Here is a 16,825-nt window from a genome sequence, read left to right on the forward strand (position 1 = left end):
GGTTTCCCTTAGAAGATTTCTCGCCACAATTACATCAGCGGTTGCACCACATACACCAACCCTTGGTCCGCCGTTGAAGACATCAATTCTGCAAGGTCCCATATAACACATCCTACAACAAACCCCAAGCTCACCGAAACCACATTGTGGCTCCTGAAGTGCTAACCTTTGAAGCGATGTCGTCTTAACCTCTTTTTCCTGCTTTTTCAACATTTCAATGTTTGACTCCGGAATTAAACCGAAATTATGCGCCTTGTTGTTCCAAACCCTTTCCTTATCTTTTAAAATATCCGCCATTTTAGATTACCTCCACATATGTTTTTGTTGTTCTTGAAAGAGAAGAGATTGTTTTTTCCCTCTTATACTCTTCAATTGTCGCCACATCTGCATAGATTAAAGCGTTTGTCGGACAAGCTTCAACGCAAGCTGGTATCCTTCCCGATTTAACTCTCTCATTGCAACCATCACATTTTCTTGAAACTTTCCTCTCAAGGTCGGGGTATATTGCTCCAAACGGACAAGCCATGGCACATTGCCAGCAACCTATACATTTCGTCTCGTTATAAACAACAAGGTCTGTCTCAGGGTCACGATAAATTGCAGATGTTGGACAAATAGCAACGCATGGGGCATCCTCACAATGCGCACATCTCAAAGAGGCGATAAACCCGTCAAATTTAAGAACACTGTTAAATCTTGGCGGACTTGGCACCTCAAAAATTGCCTTGTAAATATCTTTTGACATTGAATGTTCAACAGCACAAGCTATCTCACAACTTTTACAACCCGTGCACTTTGATGCTTCAATGAAAACCTTTTTCATTTTCTCCTCCAATTAATTTTTCTCTCTCCTGAATTTTTAAAGCAAATTTTATGCCTGTATTTTCCCTGCAAAAATGAATGAAAAAAAGGGATTCGCTGTCAAGAATGACATTTGCAAATGGTTTATCAATGCCAAATTTGACAAAATTTTCTAAAAACCTTGAAAGCAACGCTTAAAAAAGTTATATTAAAAATAAAAAACTATGACCGAGCAACCGATCCCTCAACAAATTAACATTGAACTTGGCGAAAAGGAAGCAGAGGGAATTTATTCAAACCTTGCGATCATAACACACTCACCCGCTGAGTTCGTGATTGATTTTACAAGGATTCTCCCCGGGGTTCCAAAGGCGAAGGTCTTTGCAAGGATAATAATGACCCCACAACATGCAAAACTTTTATTAAAAGCGCTTGAAGACAACATAAGAAAATACGAATCCACCTTCGGCGAAATCAAAATCTTTGGCGACACCGAACAAAAAACCCTTGGATTTAAACCTTAAAAACTCAATGGGATAGAAACTATGTTCGGATATTTCACCCTTGTCCTTCACACACACCTTCCCTATGTGGTCGGTCATGGCAGATGGCCACATGGGATGGACTGGCTAAACGAAGCCGTGAGTGAATGTTATATACCTCTTTTGAATGTTTTTAACGAATTAAGAAATGAAGGCGTAAACTTCAAAGTCACAATTAACATTTCCCCAATCCTTGCAGAGCAACTTGCAAGCAGGGAGTTTTCTGATGAATTTCTGCAATATCTTGACATGAGAATAAAACTTGCCGAGGAAGATGAAATTGAATTCAAGCGAACGGGAAGAAAAAACCTCGCCGAAGTAGCGAAGTTTTGGAAAGAGTTTTATTTGGGGATTAAAAGAAGTTTTATTGATGCATACCACACAGATTTGCTTTCTGCTTTTCGTTCGCTTCAAGACTCAGGGCATATTGAGATAATTACCTGTGCAGCTACGCACGCATATTTACCTTTGCTTGCGCTTGACACAAGCGTTCAAGCCCAGATCAAACTTGCCGTTAAAACACACGAAAAGTATTTCGGCAGAAAACCAGAGGGGATATGGTTGCCTGAGTGTGCTTATAGACCAGGTTATAAATGGAGAATCCCCGTTGAACTTGAACAAAATTTGACGCCAGTTGAGTATGAAAGAAAAGGGGTTGAAGAATTTCTTTCTGAAAACGATCTTAAATTTTTCTTCATTGACACGGCAACACTTCGTGGTGGGAAAACAATCGGGGTTTATATTGAAAGATTTGAAGGATTGAGAAAGCTATGGGAGCAATTTGAATCGCAAGTTAAATACAGACCTGAGGAGGAAAAATCGCCTTACGAGATTTATCTTGTTGGCTCTGGCAAACCAGAGAAAAGACCGGTTGCGGTTTTGACTCGTGACCCCAAAACCGGGCTTCAGGTTTGGAGCGGTGAATGGGGTTATCCAGGCGATGCTTGGTATCTTGATTTCCACAAGAAAAAATTCCCAAGCGGTTTAAGATATTGGCGCGTTACGAACCCAAAGGCAGACCTTGCGGATAAACTTGAATATGAACTTGAAAAGGTTGAAGAACGGCTTGAAGAGAATTCATCCCATTTTGTTGATCTGATAACAGCAACATTGAAGGAACATTACGATAAAACTGGCAAGCCAGGGGTTTTGACCGCACCTTACGATACAGAGCTTTTCGGTCATTGGTGGTTTGAAGGACCAAGGTTTTTAAAAAAGGTTTTCCAAAAGCTTAACAATTCCGAATTCGTAAAGCCAGCCACAGCTTCAGAAGCAATTGAAAAATCTAATCCGACAACCGTCGTCTCGCTCCCCGAGGGTTCTTGGGGAGAGGGTGGTTACCATTACATCTGGCTCAACAAAGACACGGAATGGACCTGGAGACATATCTATCCGAATGAATTTAAGATGAGAGAGTTTGCAAAAAAGTTTCACAACTCTAACGATGAAAAGTTAATATTTATGTTAAAGCAACTCGCCAGAGAGCTGGTGCTTTTGCAGTCGTCCGACTGGCAGTTCTTGATATCAACGATTTCAGCTCGCGATTACGCCGAGATGAGAGTTTTACTTCACCATGAAAACTTCACAAGAATAGCTGAAATAATTGAAAGGTATACCAGAACCGGGGAGTTAAAATTTGAGGATTGGAACTTTGTCGTTGAATGTGCACAAAGGGACAAAGTTTTTGACGAGATTGACCCGAAATGGTGGGCTGAGGTTGAATTTCCGTAATTACATTTTTTTTATTAACTTAAAATCAGGCAATAAAACTTTGTTTTCAACAATGACTCGCTCAGCGATAGTTATAGATGGGATTTTTGTTGACCCAGAGATTGCAAGTGCTTATTTCAAATGCGATCTTGAAAAATGCAAGGGGGCGTGTTGCTTTATGGAGGCGGATTACGGAGCACCGCTTCTTGAGGAAGAAATTGAGCAAATAAACAACGCCCTGCAAATTGTAAAAAAGTATCTGCCCGAAAAAAATGTGAAATTCATTGAAGAAAATGGATTCTACGAGAGAACTGAAACAGGGCTCTCAACAAAATGTATTGACCGCAGGGAGTGCGTCTTCGTTTACTGGGAAGATGGCATAGCTAAATGTTCATTTGAAAAGGCATTCTTAAACGGTGAAATATCCTTCAGGAAACCAATTTCCTGCCATCTTTTCCCGCTGAGAAATTACAGTTTAAGGGGCGCCCTCGTTGGAGGCGACATCTTAAAGTATGTGAAAATCCCGGAGTGCAAGCCAGGCGTAAAGAAAGGAAAGAAAGATGGAGTTAAACTTTATGACTTCCTAAAGCCAGCAATTATAAGATACTTCGGGTCAGGGTGGTACGATAAAATGCTTGAAGCACTAAACACGATAAACAACCGGGAGGTGAGATAATGTTAAAAATCGGACAACATCAAACAATACAACAGAAACTAACGCCACAACAAATTCAATACCTTAAGCTCCTTCAAATCCCTGTAATACAACTTGAGCAAAAAATCAAAGAAGAGCTTGAGCAAAACCCATTCCTTGAAGAAGGTCTTGAAGCATCTCCAGAAGAGGTAATTGAACTTGAACTTGGTGAAAATCAAGAAGTTGGACAAGCAGTTAAGCAAGAGTTAGTTGAGGAATATGAAGAAACGACACAAGAAATTCTTCCAAAGCCAGATGATGAATACACATTTGAGGATTTTGTCAAGGCACTTGAGGATGAAGATTCCACCTCATTTAATAAGAACTTAAACGAGGAGAACGAGGAGGAAATACCTTGGCAACCACCAGCGATGGAGTCCTTGGAAGATAAACTTCTTCAACAGCTTGCTCCGATAGTAAACGAGAAGGAATACAGAATAGCTGAGGAAATTTTAGGAAACATAAACGATGATGGTTACTTGACAAGAAGCGTTGAGGAAATAGCAGAGGATTTGCGCCTTGGGGAGAAAATGGAAGTAATGCCCGAGGAGGTTGAAAATGTATTAAAAAAAATTCAACGCCTTGACCCACCTGGAATTGGAGCAAGGGATTTAAAAGAATGCCTTTTGGCTCAACTTGAAGTTGGTGACTTCCCCGAGGATAAAAAAACACTCGCCATTCGCATATTGAATGAAGCATATGACGATTTTATGAAGAAGAAATACGATGAGTTGATGAAAAGGTTTAACATAAGCGAACAAAAGTTGGGCAGTGTCTTGCAGATAATTCAGCGTTTGAATCCAAAACCTGGGGAAGGTAGAGCGGTAATTCAAGAATACATCGTCCCGGACTTTATAGTTGAAAGAGTTGGTGACGATTTCGTCATAACTTTGAACGAGAAAAATGTCCCTATGATTCGGCTTAATAGAACATATTACAATCTCCTAAAAAGGCAGAAAAAACTTCCTGCTGAGATAAAAGATGAGATAAAAAAACAATTTGCAAGGGCGAAATGGTTTATCGCTTCAATTTATCAACGCAGGGAAACGCTTTTGAAAATAATGCGCGCTATAGTTGAATTGCAGAGGGAATTTTTTGAGACGGGAGAAAATTTAAGACCGATGATTTATAAAGATGTCGCAGAGAAAGCCGGGGTTGACATATCAACGGTCAGCAGAGCGGTAAATCAAAAATATGTCCAGATGGATTTTGGAATTTACAGGTTGCGAGACTTTTTCAGCGAGAAAGTTAACACATCAAACGGAACAGAGGTTTCAATTAAGGAATTGAAGGAAAAAATCAAACAGATAATTGAGCAGGAAGACCCGAGAAAACCTTTAACGGACGACCAGATAGCTGAAATTCTGCGTTCACAGGGGTTTAACATCGCAAGAAGAACTGTGGCAAAGTACAGGGACCAGCTTGGTATTCCAACAGCGAGATTAAGAAGGCGAATTGAATAAAAACAAAAATTTGAAGGGCATAAAGTGGAAAAAATTTTGAGAGCGACAACTATACTTGGCTTAATACATAATGGTCAAGCGGTGATGGGAGGAGATGGGCAAGTTACGCTTTCGGACACTATAATGAAACACGGGGCTAAAAAAGTCCGAAAAATTTATAACAATAAAATACTTGTCGGGTTTGCCGGTGCATCCGCGGATGCACTTGCGCTTATGGAAAGATTTGAAGCAAAACTTGAACAATACAAAGGGAATCTCTTACGTGCAGCAACAGAACTCGCAAAGGACTGGCGAATGGATAAATATCTGAGAAGGCTTGAAGCGTTGCTTGCGGTTATGGACAAGGAAAATGCATTGATAATTTCTGGGACAGGTGATGTGATAGAGCCAGATGATAAAATCGTTGCAATTGGCTCTGGCGGAAGCTATGCACTTGCAGCAGCAAGGGTCCTTGTGAAACATTCCAATTTATCTGCTCGCGAAATCGTTGAGGAATCATTGAAAGTAGCAGCCGATATATGCATTTACACAAATCATAACATCATCATAGAAGAGCTTTGAGTGTTTAAAACAAAAAATTTAAATTCTGAAATGACATATAACAACAGGAAGGAAAAAGTTGCCGAAATAGTTCAAAAGCGCGATTTAAAAGACCTCACGCCCGAGGAAATCGTAAAGGAACTTGATAAATACATAATCGGTCAGGAACAAGCTAAAAGAGCAGTTGCGATTGCCTTGCGAAATAGATGGCGCAGGCAACAAGTCCCACCCGAATTAAGAGAAGAAATTACACCGAACAATATAATTCTTATAGGTCCAACTGGCGTTGGAAAAACTGAAATAGCAAGACGACTCGCTAAGCTTGCAAATGCACCTTTCGTCAAAGTTGAGGCATCAAAGTTTACGGAAGTTGGATATGTCGGGAGAGATGTTGAATCAATGATAAGGGAACTCGTTGACATAGCAGTCAACATGGTCAAGATGGAAAAAATGGAAGAAATAAAAGACAGAGCGAAAGAACTCGCTGAAGAAAGGATACTTGATATCTTGTTACCCAAGAGGAAGAGAAAAAAATTTGAGGAAAACGAGGAGTTTGAATATGAAGAAGAGGACGAAATGCAAAGAACCCGCGAAAAATTAAGAAAACAACTTCAAGAGGGCAAGCTTGATTCAAGAACAATAGAAATTGAAGTTTCAACCCAACAATTCCCGGGGATGCAAATTCTAGGTCCCTTTCCAGTTGATGATATTGCGATGACGATGCAGGATATAATTGAAAATGTGATGCCGAAAAGATATAAGAAAAGAAGGATGACGATAGCTGAAGCGCGAAATTATTTAATTCAGGAGGAAGCGCAAAAACTAATTGATATGGAAGCTGTAATTCGTGAAGCGATACGAAGAGTTGAAAACCTCGGTATCGTCTTCATTGACGAAATTGACAAAATCACAAACCCGGGAGGATACACCGTTGGTCCGGATGTCTCGCGCGAGGGAGTTCAAAGAGACCTTCTTCCAATAATTGAGGGCTCAAATGTAATGACAAAGTATGGCATTGTTAAGACAGACCATATATTGTTCATCGCTGCTGGTGCATTTCATGTGGCCAAGCCGAGCGACTTAATCCCCGAGCTTCAAGGGCGCTTCCCAATAAGGGTTGAATTAAACCCACTCACCGAAGAGGACTTCGTGAAAATCCTAACTTTGCCTGAAAACGCCTTGATAAAACAATACAAAGCATTGCTTGAAACCGAAGGAGTTGAAATTGAATTCACCGATGAAGCGATAAGAGAAATAGCGCACTATGCTGCACAGGTAAATGAACAACTTGAAAACATAGGCGCAAGGCGACTTCAAACCGTTATGACAACGCTTCTTGAAGACATACTCTTTGACGCCCCGAAATTGAAAGGTCAAAAAATTTTGATAACAAAGGAATTTGTTCAGGAGAAGCTATCAGCCATCGTCCAAAACAGAGACCTAAGCCGTTACATCTTGTAAAGAGCAAACTTTATATAAAATGGCCTCTTTGCGCATTGAAATTTCCGATAATTTAAATGAGTGGTCAAATTTTATCTTGAGCTCCCCTCAGTCAAATCCTTTCCTTTCAATAAATTGGTTGAAGCCCTACGCTGAAATTTTCAACCTAAATTTTGAAGTCACCTTCGTAAGAAAGGGCTATGAAACCATAGCAGGGATAATTTTACCCGTTAAAAAGAAATTTCTCTTACATGTCTTAACACCTTTGCCGTTCACATACTATAACGGCATAACTTTCAAAAACTTCCAATCCGAGAAAAGACAAAAGGAAATACTTGAAAAAAACGAGTCAATTTTAATGCTTCACAAACACATAATTAAAAAAATTGATTTCTTTGTCTTCAAACTTCACCACACGATTTACGACATAAGGCAATTCAAGTGGCTTGGCTACAAGGTAAAGCCAAGATATACATTCGTGCTGAATCTTAATCCAATTGATCTTGTCTGGGAAAGGATGAGCAACTCTTTGAAAAGAAAAATAAAAGAAGCTCAAGAAGTTGGCTTTAGGGTCTTAAAGTCAAAATCAGCTGATGTGCTTGCCGAACAGCAAATTTTAAGCTATGAGAGGACTGGCGGTAAATTTTTCCTCGGTTTTGACAAATTAAAAAATCTATTGAACGAACTCGTCAATTCAGGCATCCTTGAGGTTTACTATCTCATTGACAGCCGAGGGGAAATACTTGCTTCAAGAGGAATTTCAATCTGGGGGGAAAAGGGATATGACATCGTTGCGGGGATGAGGGAAAGAGAATCGGATGTGGCTTCGCACTTTTTAGTTTGGAAAATACTTGAGGATTTGTCAACAAGAGGAATAACCGAGTTTGACTTCTGTGGGGCAGATATTGAAAAAGTTGCTTTCTTTAAAATGCAATTTGGGGGCGAGTTAAAACTTTCATTTGAAGTGAGTTTTGCAAAAGGAATCTTGAAATTTTTTCAAAGATGAACGTGCTTAATTCAATCGTTAAAAAAGCCAGCTTGATAAGTTTATCAAGAATTCTCAACATTCTCGGATTGCTCGTAGTCACGATCATACTCGCACGGCATTTATCAAAGAGAGAATTCGCACTTTATGATCAAATGTGGCTTATACTTAACACAATAAATCCAATCGTCTCATTCGCATTTTCAAGCGCCGTCTATTTCTTCGGTGTGAAGGAAAAATCAAGCAAATACATTTCAAGCATATTTTCCTTTCTTGCCCTCCTCGGATTCATCGTCACCATACTGTTTTATCTATTAAGGTTTGAAGTGGGGAGAATTTTAAACAATGCTCTTTTCCCAGAAAACTTCCCTTATTTCGCCTTGTTCTTTCTATTTTCAATCCCAACCGCAATCCTTGACTCCCTGTTCATTTTAAGAGGAAACTTTAAAAAACTTTTCATCATAACACTCATCACGGTAGCACTTTACATCATCGCTGTTTTCTCCTCCATTTTCATTAATAAAGGGATCATTTTTATACTCGCAAGTTTATCAGCCATAGCGATCTTAAGATTTATTTATACGCTTAACTTCATCAAGAAAAGTTTTGATCTCACACCAACATTTTCACATCTTAAGGAGATTTTGAAATACACATCCCCTCTTATCTTTGGACACATAAGTGCGATTTTATCAAGACAAATTGATAAGTTCATAGTAGCAAACAGCTTTGCGCCGGAGGTTTATGCCATTTATGGCGTTGGGGCTAAGGAACTTCCGGTAGTCCCGTTGATAACAAGCTCCTTTGCCTCAGTGAGTTTCCCAGAAATAAGCAAGCTATATGACGCTGGTAAAAAAATAGAGGTTGCAAAACTTATAAATGATGTCATAAAATCAACCGCTGTATTTGTCCTGCCCGTTTTTTCATATCTTTTTTTCTTCTCAAATGAATTCATCGTCGTTTTATTCTCCGCAAAATACATTGAAAGCGCTGAGATTTTTAGGGTTTATATATTTTTCCTCCCAGTGAGAATTCTACTTTACAGTCCGATCCTCTCAGCTCTTGGAAGGCAGAAAATTTATATGCTTGTTTCGCTCATTGATCTTGTCTTAAACTTTTCCCTCGGCTTGATATTTTTAAAACTTTTTGGTTTAAAAGGTCCCGCTATAGCCGTTGTGCTTTCAACATACATTGAGACCTCTTTGATGTTGTATTTTATTTTAAGGACACTTGTGGGTATAAGATTGCGGGACATTTTCCCTGCCAGGTTTTTACTTTCGGTTTTAACCATCTCAGTTTTTATTGCGGTATTTTGCTATTTGGTTGGCTCGCTTATCAGCGATGTTAATTTAAGGTTCGTCTTAACCGCTTCGCTTTTTTTATTCATTTATTTTGCGTTCATAAAAGTGAGGTTGATTTCTTTTGGTTGAATTTTTCAGTTTTATTTCCAAAATTTTAAGCGAACGAGCACCAAAACAAATAAAAAGGAGAAAAGCCATGTCCGATTACAGGGTTGAAAAAGACGCACTTGGGGAGGTAAAAGTTCCAACTTGGGCACTTTGGGGAGCACAGACACAAAGGGCGGTTGAAAACTTCCCTATAAGCGGAATAAGATTTCCGCAAACATTTATCAGGGCGATCGGGCTTGTGAAGTATTGTGCAGCAAAAGTTAACAAAGAACTTGGTCTGCTTGACGAGAAAAAAGCTGAGGCAATAATGGAGGCATCAAAGGAAGTCATTGAGGGGAAACTTGACGAACATTTTCCGCTTGATATTTTCCAAACGGGTTCTGGCACATCAACGAATATGAACGCAAATGAAGTCATCGCAAATCGTGCTTGTGAAATTTTAGGAGCTCAAAGAGGCGACAAAACAGTTGTCCATCCGAATGACCATGTAAATCTGGGGCAATCCTCAAATGATGTCATCCCAGCGTGTATTCACATTTCATCAGCGCTTGCTTTGAAGGAGAAACTATTACCAGCCCTTGAAAAACTTCACAAAGCTCTACTTGAAAAGGCAAAAGAATTTGACGACATAGTCAAGACAGGAAGGACCCATCTTATGGACGCTATGCCAGTGCGACTTGGGCAGGAATTTTCAGGGTATGCTTCCCAAATTGAACTTGCAATTGAAAGGATTAATTCCGTTTTGCCGAGGTTATATGAACTCGCATTGGGTGGAACGGCAGTGGGAACTGGGATAAATACACATCCAGAGTTTGGTAAAAGAATCGCCGAGGCGCTTTCTCAAGAAACAGGAATACCTTTCAAGGAAACGAGAAACCATTTTTCAGCTCAGGCAACCATGGACACGGCGGTTGAATTAAGCGGTGCTTTAAAGACACTTGCGGTTGCGCTTTACAAAATCGCAAACGACCTAAGATGGATGAATTCAGGTCCTCAAGCTGGTCTTGCTGAAATTCGCCTTCCCGCACTTCAACCCGGTTCATCAATTATGCCAGGAAAAATAAACCCAGTTATTCCAGAGGCAGTCATAATGGTATCAATGCAAGTTATCGGAAACGACTCGGTTGTAACATTGGCAGGGGCTTCTGGAAACTTTGAACTCAATGTTGCTCTCCCGGTTATCGCAAGAAATTTACTTGAATCAATTATGATACTTGCAAATGCAAGTGAGGTATTAGTTGATAAATGCATCAACGGAATCGTCGCTAACAAGGAACACATGCAACGCCTTGCTGAGCAGAACGCAATACTTGCAACTGCACTCACACCTTATATTGGCTATGATAAAGCAGCTCAAATCGTCAAAAAAGCAATGGCTGAAAATAAGACGATCCGCGAAGTTGTGCTTGAACTCGGCTTGATGAAAGAAGATGAGCTTGACAAAGTCCTTGACATAAGGAAGATGACAGAAGGCGGATTTGTAGCTGGGGTTTCGGGTGGTGGTTGATATATCAAGGGGGCATCACCGCCCCCTTTCTAAATTAAAAACTTATCAAGGGAAAAGATAAACTATGAAGATTGAAAAAATCCAAAGGAAACTCACCGAACTTGGAATTGATGGCTGGCTATTTTATGACTTTCACAACAGGGATAAAATCGGTTTGAAAATCCTCGGTTTGTCAATGCAAGGTCTCGCAACGAGAAGATGGTTTTATTTCATCCCAGCAAACGGCGAACCGATAAAACTTGTTCATAGAGTTGAACCCGATAAACTTGATTCCCTACCCGGGAAAAAATTTTTCTACTCGGGATGGCGCGAACTTCACGATCGTCTTAAAGAAATCCTCGGTTCGCCCAAGAAAATCGCTATGCAATACTCACCGATGAACGCAATCCCCTATATATCAATCGTTGATGCCGGGACAATTGAACTATTGCGAGATTTGGGACACGAGATTATATCATCGGCTGATTTAGTTCAAATTTTTGAGGCGCTAATTGATGAAAATTTAATCAAAACACATTTTGAAGCTGGAAAACTTGTTGATGAGACGCTTGATGAGGCATTTGAAGAAATAAGGAAAGGAGTGAGAAGCGGGAAGTACAAGACAGAATACGAAATTCAGCAATTCATTTTGAAAAGATTTTATGACAAGGGCTTAACATCTGATGAAGACCCACCAATAGTTGGGGTTAACGACCATCCAGCTAATCCTCATTTTTATCCGACGCCTGAAAATTCAAGGGAGATAAAGCCAGGAGATAAACTTTTAATTGACCTTTGGGCGAAGAAAAACGAGCCGGGGGCAATTTTTTATGATATAACTTGGTGTGCCTTCATAGGCGATGAGCCACCCGAGGAGTATGTCAATCTTTTTCACATCGTAAGGGATGCAAGAAGAGAAGCCTTGGCATTCCTGCAAAACCGCCTCAATCAAAATCTTGAAGTCGCCGGATGGGAGGTAGACGAAGTCGCAAGAAGATATATTCAAGAGAAAGGTTACGGGGATTATTTTACACATAGAACTGGTCATTCAATTGGGGAAAATGTCCACGGGAACGGTGCAAACATTGATAACTTTGAAACCCAAGATATAAGAAAGCTTCTCCCGGGCTCCCTTTTTTCGCTTGAACCCGGAATTTACATCCCAGGTAAGCTTGGGGTCAGATCCGAGGTAAATGTCTACATCAACTCTGAAAAGAAGGCGATCATCACAGGTCGCGAACAAGAAGAACTCGTCTTGATTTACTAAAAACAAACTCGGAGTGAAAATGTTTTTAACAGCTATAATCATTTACCTTGCGATTTTACTTACAATTGGAATTTTGAAAACAAGAACGGTTAAAACTCAGGATGACTTCATGGTTGCTGGGAGGTCAACCCCAGTTTATAAACTTGTTGGGACACTGCTTGCAACATGGATCGGTTCGGGAAGTATAATCGCTGGAGCTGGGCTTGCATATAGAGTTGGCTTTTCGGAGCTATGGCTTTCAGCAGGTGCTTGGGTTGCAATTGTGATTGTTTATTTCCTCGCTGGAAGAGTTAGAAAAATCGCTCAATATACCATGCCTGATATACTTGAGCAAAGATATAACAAATGGGCAAGGATACTTGGGACGATTACAATCGTGATCGCATATGTGACAATAGCAAGCTATCAATTCAAGGGTGGCGCATTTGTCCTCAACCTTGTCGCTGGAATTCCAGTTGAACAGGGAATTATAATAACTGCCGTTTTCGTCGTTTTGTTCACCGCTCTTGCAGGGCTAATCTCGGTTATAACGATGGACATAATCAACGGGACACTGATGTTGCTTGGGATAGCGCTTGCTGTCCCAATCGTATTAAATGATGTCGGTGGATGGTCAACTGTGAGGGAAACCTTACCACCGGATAGATTCGCAATTTTTGGTAAAAAGGACTTCATCTGGGCTATGGGTGTTTTCTTCCCAACATTTTTCCTTTTGCTTGGTGAATCAAGTATGTATCAAAAATTTTTCAGCGCAAAGGATGCAAAAGCAGCAAGACAAGCTGTTATCTTCTGGGTTATCGGAACAATTATAATTGAAACATCAATCACTGCGTTAGCTGTCTTTTCAAGCGTCAGATTTAAACTTGAGGAATCCGAAAAGGTTATCATTCATCTTGCAACGCACGGTCATGAAATAGGACTACCGCAAATTATTGGAATTATGCTGATAGTTGCTGCAATGGCTATAATAATTTCAACAGCAAACAGTTTCCTTTTAACACCAAGCACAAATCTTGTCAGAGATATATACCAAAGATTTATAAATCCCAAAGCATCACACAAACAAATAATCGCCTTGCAAAGGATTTTAATCTTCGCCCTTGGATTTCTTGGATATCTTCTGCTGACGAGATTCCAAACGGTTTTACAGATGGCTTTAACAGCTTATACGATGATAGGCGCTGGTTTAACGCCAGCTTTACTTGCAGCTTTTTTATGGAAAAGAGTTACAACTCCCGCAGGTGTTGCAAGTATAGCGACTGGAATGGGGATTACACTAATTATAACTCTTATCAATATGTTCAGGCACGAACCGATACTTGAAGCCGATTACATAGTCCTCCCAGCTGCTGCTGGTTCAATAACTGTTTTAATTGCTGTAAGCTTACTTACCCCGCCAGATCCACCCGAAAAATGGAAGCCATTCGTTGAAAACAAAAATTAAACTTGGAAAATGAAAAAATTTGCCTTTTTAATTCATCTAATTCTTTCGCTTGCACTTGCACAGCCAGAAAACATTGAAATACTTCACAGAAAGACATTTGAGAAAATCAAATTCATAGCCGATACATCAAACGGGGTCATTGGTGTCGCAGTTAAAAATCTTGCAACCGGTGAAACATTTCTCATAAATGAAAATTTGATTTTTCCACAAGGCAGTGCAATTAAAATCCCAATTTTAATTGAAGTTATGAAGCAGGCAAGCGAAGGGAGATTTAAACTAACAGACAAGATAAAAATTGAGAAAAAGCATCAAGTAGGAGGTAGTGGTGTCTTAAAAGAATTTGCCGATGGACTATCGGAATTGAGCATCTATGACCTCGCGGTTTTAATGATAACCGTAAGCGATAATACAGCAACAAACATTTTAATTGACCTCGTCGGGATGGAAAATGTAAATAAAACGCTTGAAAAACTTGGTTTGAAAAATACAAAATTACAACGAAAAATGATTCGCCCAGATGCATCAGCAAGGGGCGAAGAAAATCTTTCAACCCCAATTGAGGCGATGAAACTTATGGAAATGCTCTATAAAGGTGAAGTCATAAGCAAAGATGTCTCTCAAAAAGTTCTTGAAATCTTAACTAAAGAAAAAGAAGGAAGTCTTGGCAAATATCTACCCTCAGATATTAAAATAGCGAATAAACCCGGTGGGATTGAAGGAGTAAATTGCGAATGGGGAATAGTTTTGCTACCAAGACATCCATATATTATAATCGTGATGAGTAACTACAATTTAAAGTCAGCGCAGGAAACAATTGCCCAAATTTCAAAAATCGTATATGAACACTTTTGGCGTCTCTCGCTCTCAACAAAATATGGAACAAGAGTCCCGATTGAACTTCTAAAATAAGACATCGGTTAAAAATCTCGTCCTTTTAAAAACTTGATCAAACATTTCCTCGGTTAACTTATGCGTGAATGTGTTTCTTTGGCTCGGATGATAAGACGAGATCAAAATTAATTCCCTTGCTCCGTTTGATAGTTTTATTTCGTTTCCGTGAAAAAATTTTAATCTGCCATCAACGATTTTGAAACCTATTTTTTGCAATGTCTTCAAAGTTGTCTTAAAAGAAAGTTGCCCAAGCGTTACGATGACTTTAACCCGTTTTAAAAGTTTGATTTCATTTTCAAGATAGACATTGCAGTTTTGAATTTCACTTGGCAAGGGTTTATTTTCAGGCGGGGCGCAGCGAACTATCGCGGTTATATAACAATTTTTAAGTTTCAAACCATCATCAATTGATGTTGAATTTGGTTGATTTGCAAATCCAAACTTATACAACGCCTTATAAAGCCATTCACCGCTTCTATCACCCGTGAACATTCTCCCTGTTCTGTTTCCGCCGTGTGCAGCTGGGGCTAGCCCAACTACAAGAAGTCGTCCTTTCACATCACCAAATCCAGGAACAGGTTTTCCCCAGTAATCCCAATCTTTAAACCTTGCTGTCTTTTCATAAGCAACTTTCTGACGCCAACTAACAAGGCGTGGGCATAATTTACAACTTATCAACTTATCGTTAATCTCACCGATTGAACTGAATTTCAACATTGACATAAAATCATCAAATCACACCAAATTTTTTGCCAACCTTTTTAAATGCCTCAAGTGCCCTGTCAATATCATCCTTTGATAAAGCAGCGGATATCTGTGCTCTCAACCTCGCTTCACCCTTAGGGACAACGGGATACCAAAGACCTTTGATGTAAACTCCCTCCTTTAAAAGTTCCTCGCTCATATCCATCGCAAGCGATGCCTCTCCAAGCATAATCGGAACAATTGGATGAATTCCGTCAATTATCTTGAAACCGAGATTTTTTATCTCACGCCTGAAATAGAGCGTGTTTTCTCTGAGTTTGTCAATTAAAGATGTATCCTCTTCAAGCATTTTAATTGCTTCAAGAGTTGCCATAATCACTGCAGGCGGGAGCGAATTTGAAAATGTATAAGGTCTTGACTTTTGCCTCAGATATTCAATCATTTCTTTTTTACCGCTTATAAATCCACCCGCTGCACCACCAATTGCTTTGCCAAGCGTTCCAGATAAAACCTCAACTTGACCGAAAACGCCGAGTTCTTCAGCTGTCCCGCGCCCTGTTTTACCTATCACACCAAGACCATGTGAATCATCAACAAAAAGAATCGCATTATACTTCCGAGCAAGCTCAACAAGTTGAGGCAATGGCGCCATATCACCCTCCATACTGAAAACCCCGTCCGTTGCTATTATCCTGAAGCGATAATCCTTGTCTTTATCCTCCTCAAGCATCTGCTCAAGCGTTCTCCAATCACCGTGTGGATAAAGCTTCTTATCAACAACCTCCGCTCTGCACAACCTTATACCATCAATTATACTTGCATGGTTAAGTCGGTCGCTATAGATGACATCTTTATAATTCTCATAACCTAGAGATTCATTGACAAGTGAAGCAAAAAATCCCTCGTTAGCTGCAAAACAAGATGAAAAAAGTATCGTGTCTTCTGCCCCGACAAATTCAGATATTTTCTCCTCAAGCTGCTTATGAATTGATTGAGTCCCACAGATAAATCTAACCGATGCAACTCCGTAACCATATTCTTTTATCCCGCGAATCGCTGCTTCCTTAATCCTTGGGTGAGAAGCAAGCCCGAGATAATTATTTGAAGCAAGCATAACGACCTCACGACCATCAACCCTTACGATTCCACCCTGCTCACTTAAAAGAGGAATTTCCCGCTTATAGGTTTTTGTTTCCTGCAATCTTTTAATTTCACTTACTAAAACTTCCGTATAGTTCATGGTGCTTTAAAATTTTGTTTTAACGGATTAGCAAATTTTTAAATACTTCAGCCACGACCGGATTCATCAATGTCAAAGCAATTATCATTAAAATTATGAGAAAGTTAAGTTTCAAATTAACCCTATCAATTTTGGCATCAAGCCCGATTCTTACATTTTCAATCTTTGCATCAAGCTCGCTCCTAATACTCTCAATCTTTGCTTCAAG

At 39.8% G+C, this 16,825-nt stretch carries 15 protein-coding genes and 2 pseudogenes; 12 read left to right on the plus strand and 5 right to left on the minus strand.

All coding sequences use genetic code 11. The annotated features are described in order from the left end of the window. Nucleotides 1-213, minus strand: a pseudogene (locus FKZ43_RS11430) (anaerobic carbon-monoxide dehydrogenase catalytic subunit); the annotation flags it as partial. Between the two features lie 85 nt (nucleotides 214-298). Next, nucleotides 299-823 (minus strand): 4Fe-4S dicluster domain-containing protein, encoded by a 525-nt coding sequence (locus FKZ43_RS05495; protein ID WP_140944863.1) that lies wholly within the window; start codon nucleotides 821-823, stop codon nucleotides 299-301. 202 nt (nucleotides 824-1,025) lie between these two features. Between FKZ43_RS05495 and FKZ43_RS05500 the strand changes: the two genes are divergently transcribed. The 12 genes from FKZ43_RS05500 (at nucleotide 1,026) to FKZ43_RS05555 (ending at nucleotide 14,690) form a co-directional block, all read left to right on the plus strand. Next, a complete protein-coding gene (locus FKZ43_RS05500; protein ID WP_140944864.1) occupies nucleotides 1,026-1,325 on the plus strand; it encodes a DUF3467 domain-containing protein in 300 nt (99 codons plus the stop codon). A 21-nt stretch (nucleotides 1,326-1,346) separates the two neighbouring features. Then, nucleotides 1,347-3,074 carry a glycoside hydrolase family 57 protein gene (locus FKZ43_RS05505; RefSeq protein ID WP_140944865.1) on the plus strand — a complete coding sequence of 576 codons (1,728 nt, stop codon included), beginning with the start codon at nucleotides 1,347-1,349 and terminating at the stop codon, nucleotides 3,072-3,074. Nucleotides 3,075-3,126: 52 nt separating this feature from the next. Further along, nucleotides 3,127-3,729, plus strand: a complete 603-nt coding sequence (locus FKZ43_RS05510) for a DUF3109 family protein (RefSeq protein ID WP_140944866.1) — start codon at nucleotides 3,127-3,129, stop codon at nucleotides 3,727-3,729. Beyond that, a complete protein-coding gene (gene rpoN / locus FKZ43_RS05515) occupies nucleotides 3,729-5,210 on the plus strand; it encodes an RNA polymerase factor sigma-54 (RefSeq protein WP_140944867.1) in 1,482 nt (493 codons plus the stop codon). The genes FKZ43_RS05510 and rpoN overlap by 1 nt, the downstream gene beginning before the upstream one ends. Before the next feature lie 24 nt (nucleotides 5,211-5,234). After that, nucleotides 5,235-5,771 carry an ATP-dependent protease subunit HslV gene (gene hslV / locus FKZ43_RS05520; RefSeq protein WP_140944868.1) on the plus strand — a complete coding sequence of 179 codons (537 nt, stop codon included), beginning with the start codon at nucleotides 5,235-5,237 and terminating at the stop codon, nucleotides 5,769-5,771. Nucleotides 5,772-5,801: 30 nt separating this feature from the next. After that, complete coding sequence (gene hslU, locus FKZ43_RS05525) at nucleotides 5,802-7,211, plus strand: ATP-dependent protease ATPase subunit HslU (RefSeq protein WP_140944869.1); 1,410 nt, start codon at nucleotides 5,802-5,804, stop codon at nucleotides 7,209-7,211. 28 nt (nucleotides 7,212-7,239) lie between these two features. Beyond that, a complete protein-coding gene (locus FKZ43_RS05530) occupies nucleotides 7,240-8,196 on the plus strand; it encodes a GNAT family N-acetyltransferase (RefSeq protein WP_219916505.1) in 957 nt (318 codons plus the stop codon). Continuing rightward, nucleotides 8,193-9,605, plus strand: a complete 1,413-nt coding sequence (locus FKZ43_RS05535) for an oligosaccharide flippase family protein (RefSeq protein WP_140944871.1) — start codon at nucleotides 8,193-8,195, stop codon at nucleotides 9,603-9,605. Before FKZ43_RS05530 ends, FKZ43_RS05535 begins: the two co-directional genes overlap by 4 nt. Nucleotides 9,606-9,672: 67 nt before the next feature. Continuing rightward, nucleotides 9,673-11,091 (plus strand): class II fumarate hydratase, encoded by a 1,419-nt coding sequence (locus FKZ43_RS05540; RefSeq protein ID WP_140944872.1) that lies wholly within the window; start codon nucleotides 9,673-9,675, stop codon nucleotides 11,089-11,091. Between the two features lie 64 nt (nucleotides 11,092-11,155). Continuing rightward, nucleotides 11,156-12,337 (plus strand): M24 family metallopeptidase, encoded by a 1,182-nt coding sequence (locus FKZ43_RS05545; protein WP_140944873.1) that lies wholly within the window; start codon nucleotides 11,156-11,158, stop codon nucleotides 12,335-12,337. A 19-nt stretch (nucleotides 12,338-12,356) separates the two neighbouring features. After that, the gene (locus FKZ43_RS05550) at nucleotides 12,357-13,781 is read left to right on the plus strand and encodes a sodium:solute symporter family protein (protein WP_140944874.1); all 1,425 of its coding nucleotides are present in this window, start codon (nucleotides 12,357-12,359) and stop codon (nucleotides 13,779-13,781) included. 9 nt (nucleotides 13,782-13,790) lie between these two features. Continuing rightward, complete coding sequence (locus FKZ43_RS05555) at nucleotides 13,791-14,690, plus strand: serine hydrolase (RefSeq protein WP_140944875.1); 900 nt, start codon at nucleotides 13,791-13,793, stop codon at nucleotides 14,688-14,690. Here FKZ43_RS05555 and FKZ43_RS05560 read toward each other — a convergent pair. The 3 genes and pseudogenes from FKZ43_RS05560 to FKZ43_RS11435 all read right to left on the minus strand — a co-directional run. Next, nucleotides 14,682-15,395: a uracil-DNA glycosylase gene (locus FKZ43_RS05560; RefSeq protein ID WP_140944876.1), complete on the minus strand. Its 714-nt coding sequence runs from the start codon at nucleotides 15,393-15,395 to the stop codon at nucleotides 14,682-14,684. The two genes, FKZ43_RS05555 and FKZ43_RS05560, sit on opposite strands and share 9 nt — an antisense overlap. 7 nt (nucleotides 15,396-15,402) lie before the next feature. Further along, the gene (locus tag FKZ43_RS05565) at nucleotides 15,403-16,617 is read right to left on the minus strand and encodes a glycine C-acetyltransferase (protein WP_140944877.1); all 1,215 of its coding nucleotides are present in this window, start codon (nucleotides 16,615-16,617) and stop codon (nucleotides 15,403-15,405) included. Nucleotides 16,618-16,636: 19 nt separating this feature from the next. Further along, nucleotides 16,637-16,825, minus strand: a pseudogene (locus FKZ43_RS11435) (hypothetical protein); the annotation flags it as partial.

Origin of the sequence: Candidatus Thermokryptus mobilis (assembly GCF_900070205.1) — a bacterium.
GTDB lineage: Bacteria > Bacteroidota > Ignavibacteria > Kryptoniales > Kryptoniaceae > Kryptonium > Kryptonium mobile.

Excerpts from the sequence above, each read along its gene's own strand:
- rpoN (WP_140944867.1), top strand. The coding sequence starts at position 3,729 with ATGTTAAAAATCGGACAACATCAAACAATACAACAGAAACTAACGCCA.
- FKZ43_RS05495 (WP_140944863.1), bottom strand. The coding sequence starts at position 823 with ATGAAAAAGGTTTTCATTGAAGCATCAAAGTGCACGGGTTGTAAAAGT.
- FKZ43_RS05560 (WP_140944876.1), bottom strand. The coding sequence starts at position 15,395 with ATGTCAATGTTGAAATTCAGTTCAATCGGTGAGATTAACGATAAGTTG.
- FKZ43_RS05565 (WP_140944877.1), bottom strand. The coding sequence starts at position 16,617 with ATGAACTATACGGAAGTTTTAGTAAGTGAAATTAAAAGATTGCAGGAA.
- FKZ43_RS05550 (WP_140944874.1), top strand. The coding sequence starts at position 12,357 with ATGTTTTTAACAGCTATAATCATTTACCTTGCGATTTTACTTACAATT.
- FKZ43_RS05555 (WP_140944875.1), top strand. The coding sequence starts at position 13,791 with ATGAAAAAATTTGCCTTTTTAATTCATCTAATTCTTTCGCTTGCACTT.
- FKZ43_RS05510 (WP_140944866.1), top strand. The coding sequence starts at position 3,127 with ATGACTCGCTCAGCGATAGTTATAGATGGGATTTTTGTTGACCCAGAG.
- FKZ43_RS05535 (WP_140944871.1), top strand. The coding sequence starts at position 8,193 with ATGAACGTGCTTAATTCAATCGTTAAAAAAGCCAGCTTGATAAGTTTA.
- FKZ43_RS05505 (WP_140944865.1), top strand. The coding sequence starts at position 1,347 with ATGTTCGGATATTTCACCCTTGTCCTTCACACACACCTTCCCTATGTG.
- hslU (WP_140944869.1), top strand. The coding sequence starts at position 5,802 with ATGACATATAACAACAGGAAGGAAAAAGTTGCCGAAATAGTTCAAAAG.
- FKZ43_RS05545 (WP_140944873.1), top strand. The coding sequence starts at position 11,156 with ATGAAGATTGAAAAAATCCAAAGGAAACTCACCGAACTTGGAATTGAT.
- FKZ43_RS05500 (WP_140944864.1), top strand. The coding sequence starts at position 1,026 with ATGACCGAGCAACCGATCCCTCAACAAATTAACATTGAACTTGGCGAA.
- FKZ43_RS05540 (WP_140944872.1), top strand. The coding sequence starts at position 9,673 with ATGTCCGATTACAGGGTTGAAAAAGACGCACTTGGGGAGGTAAAAGTT.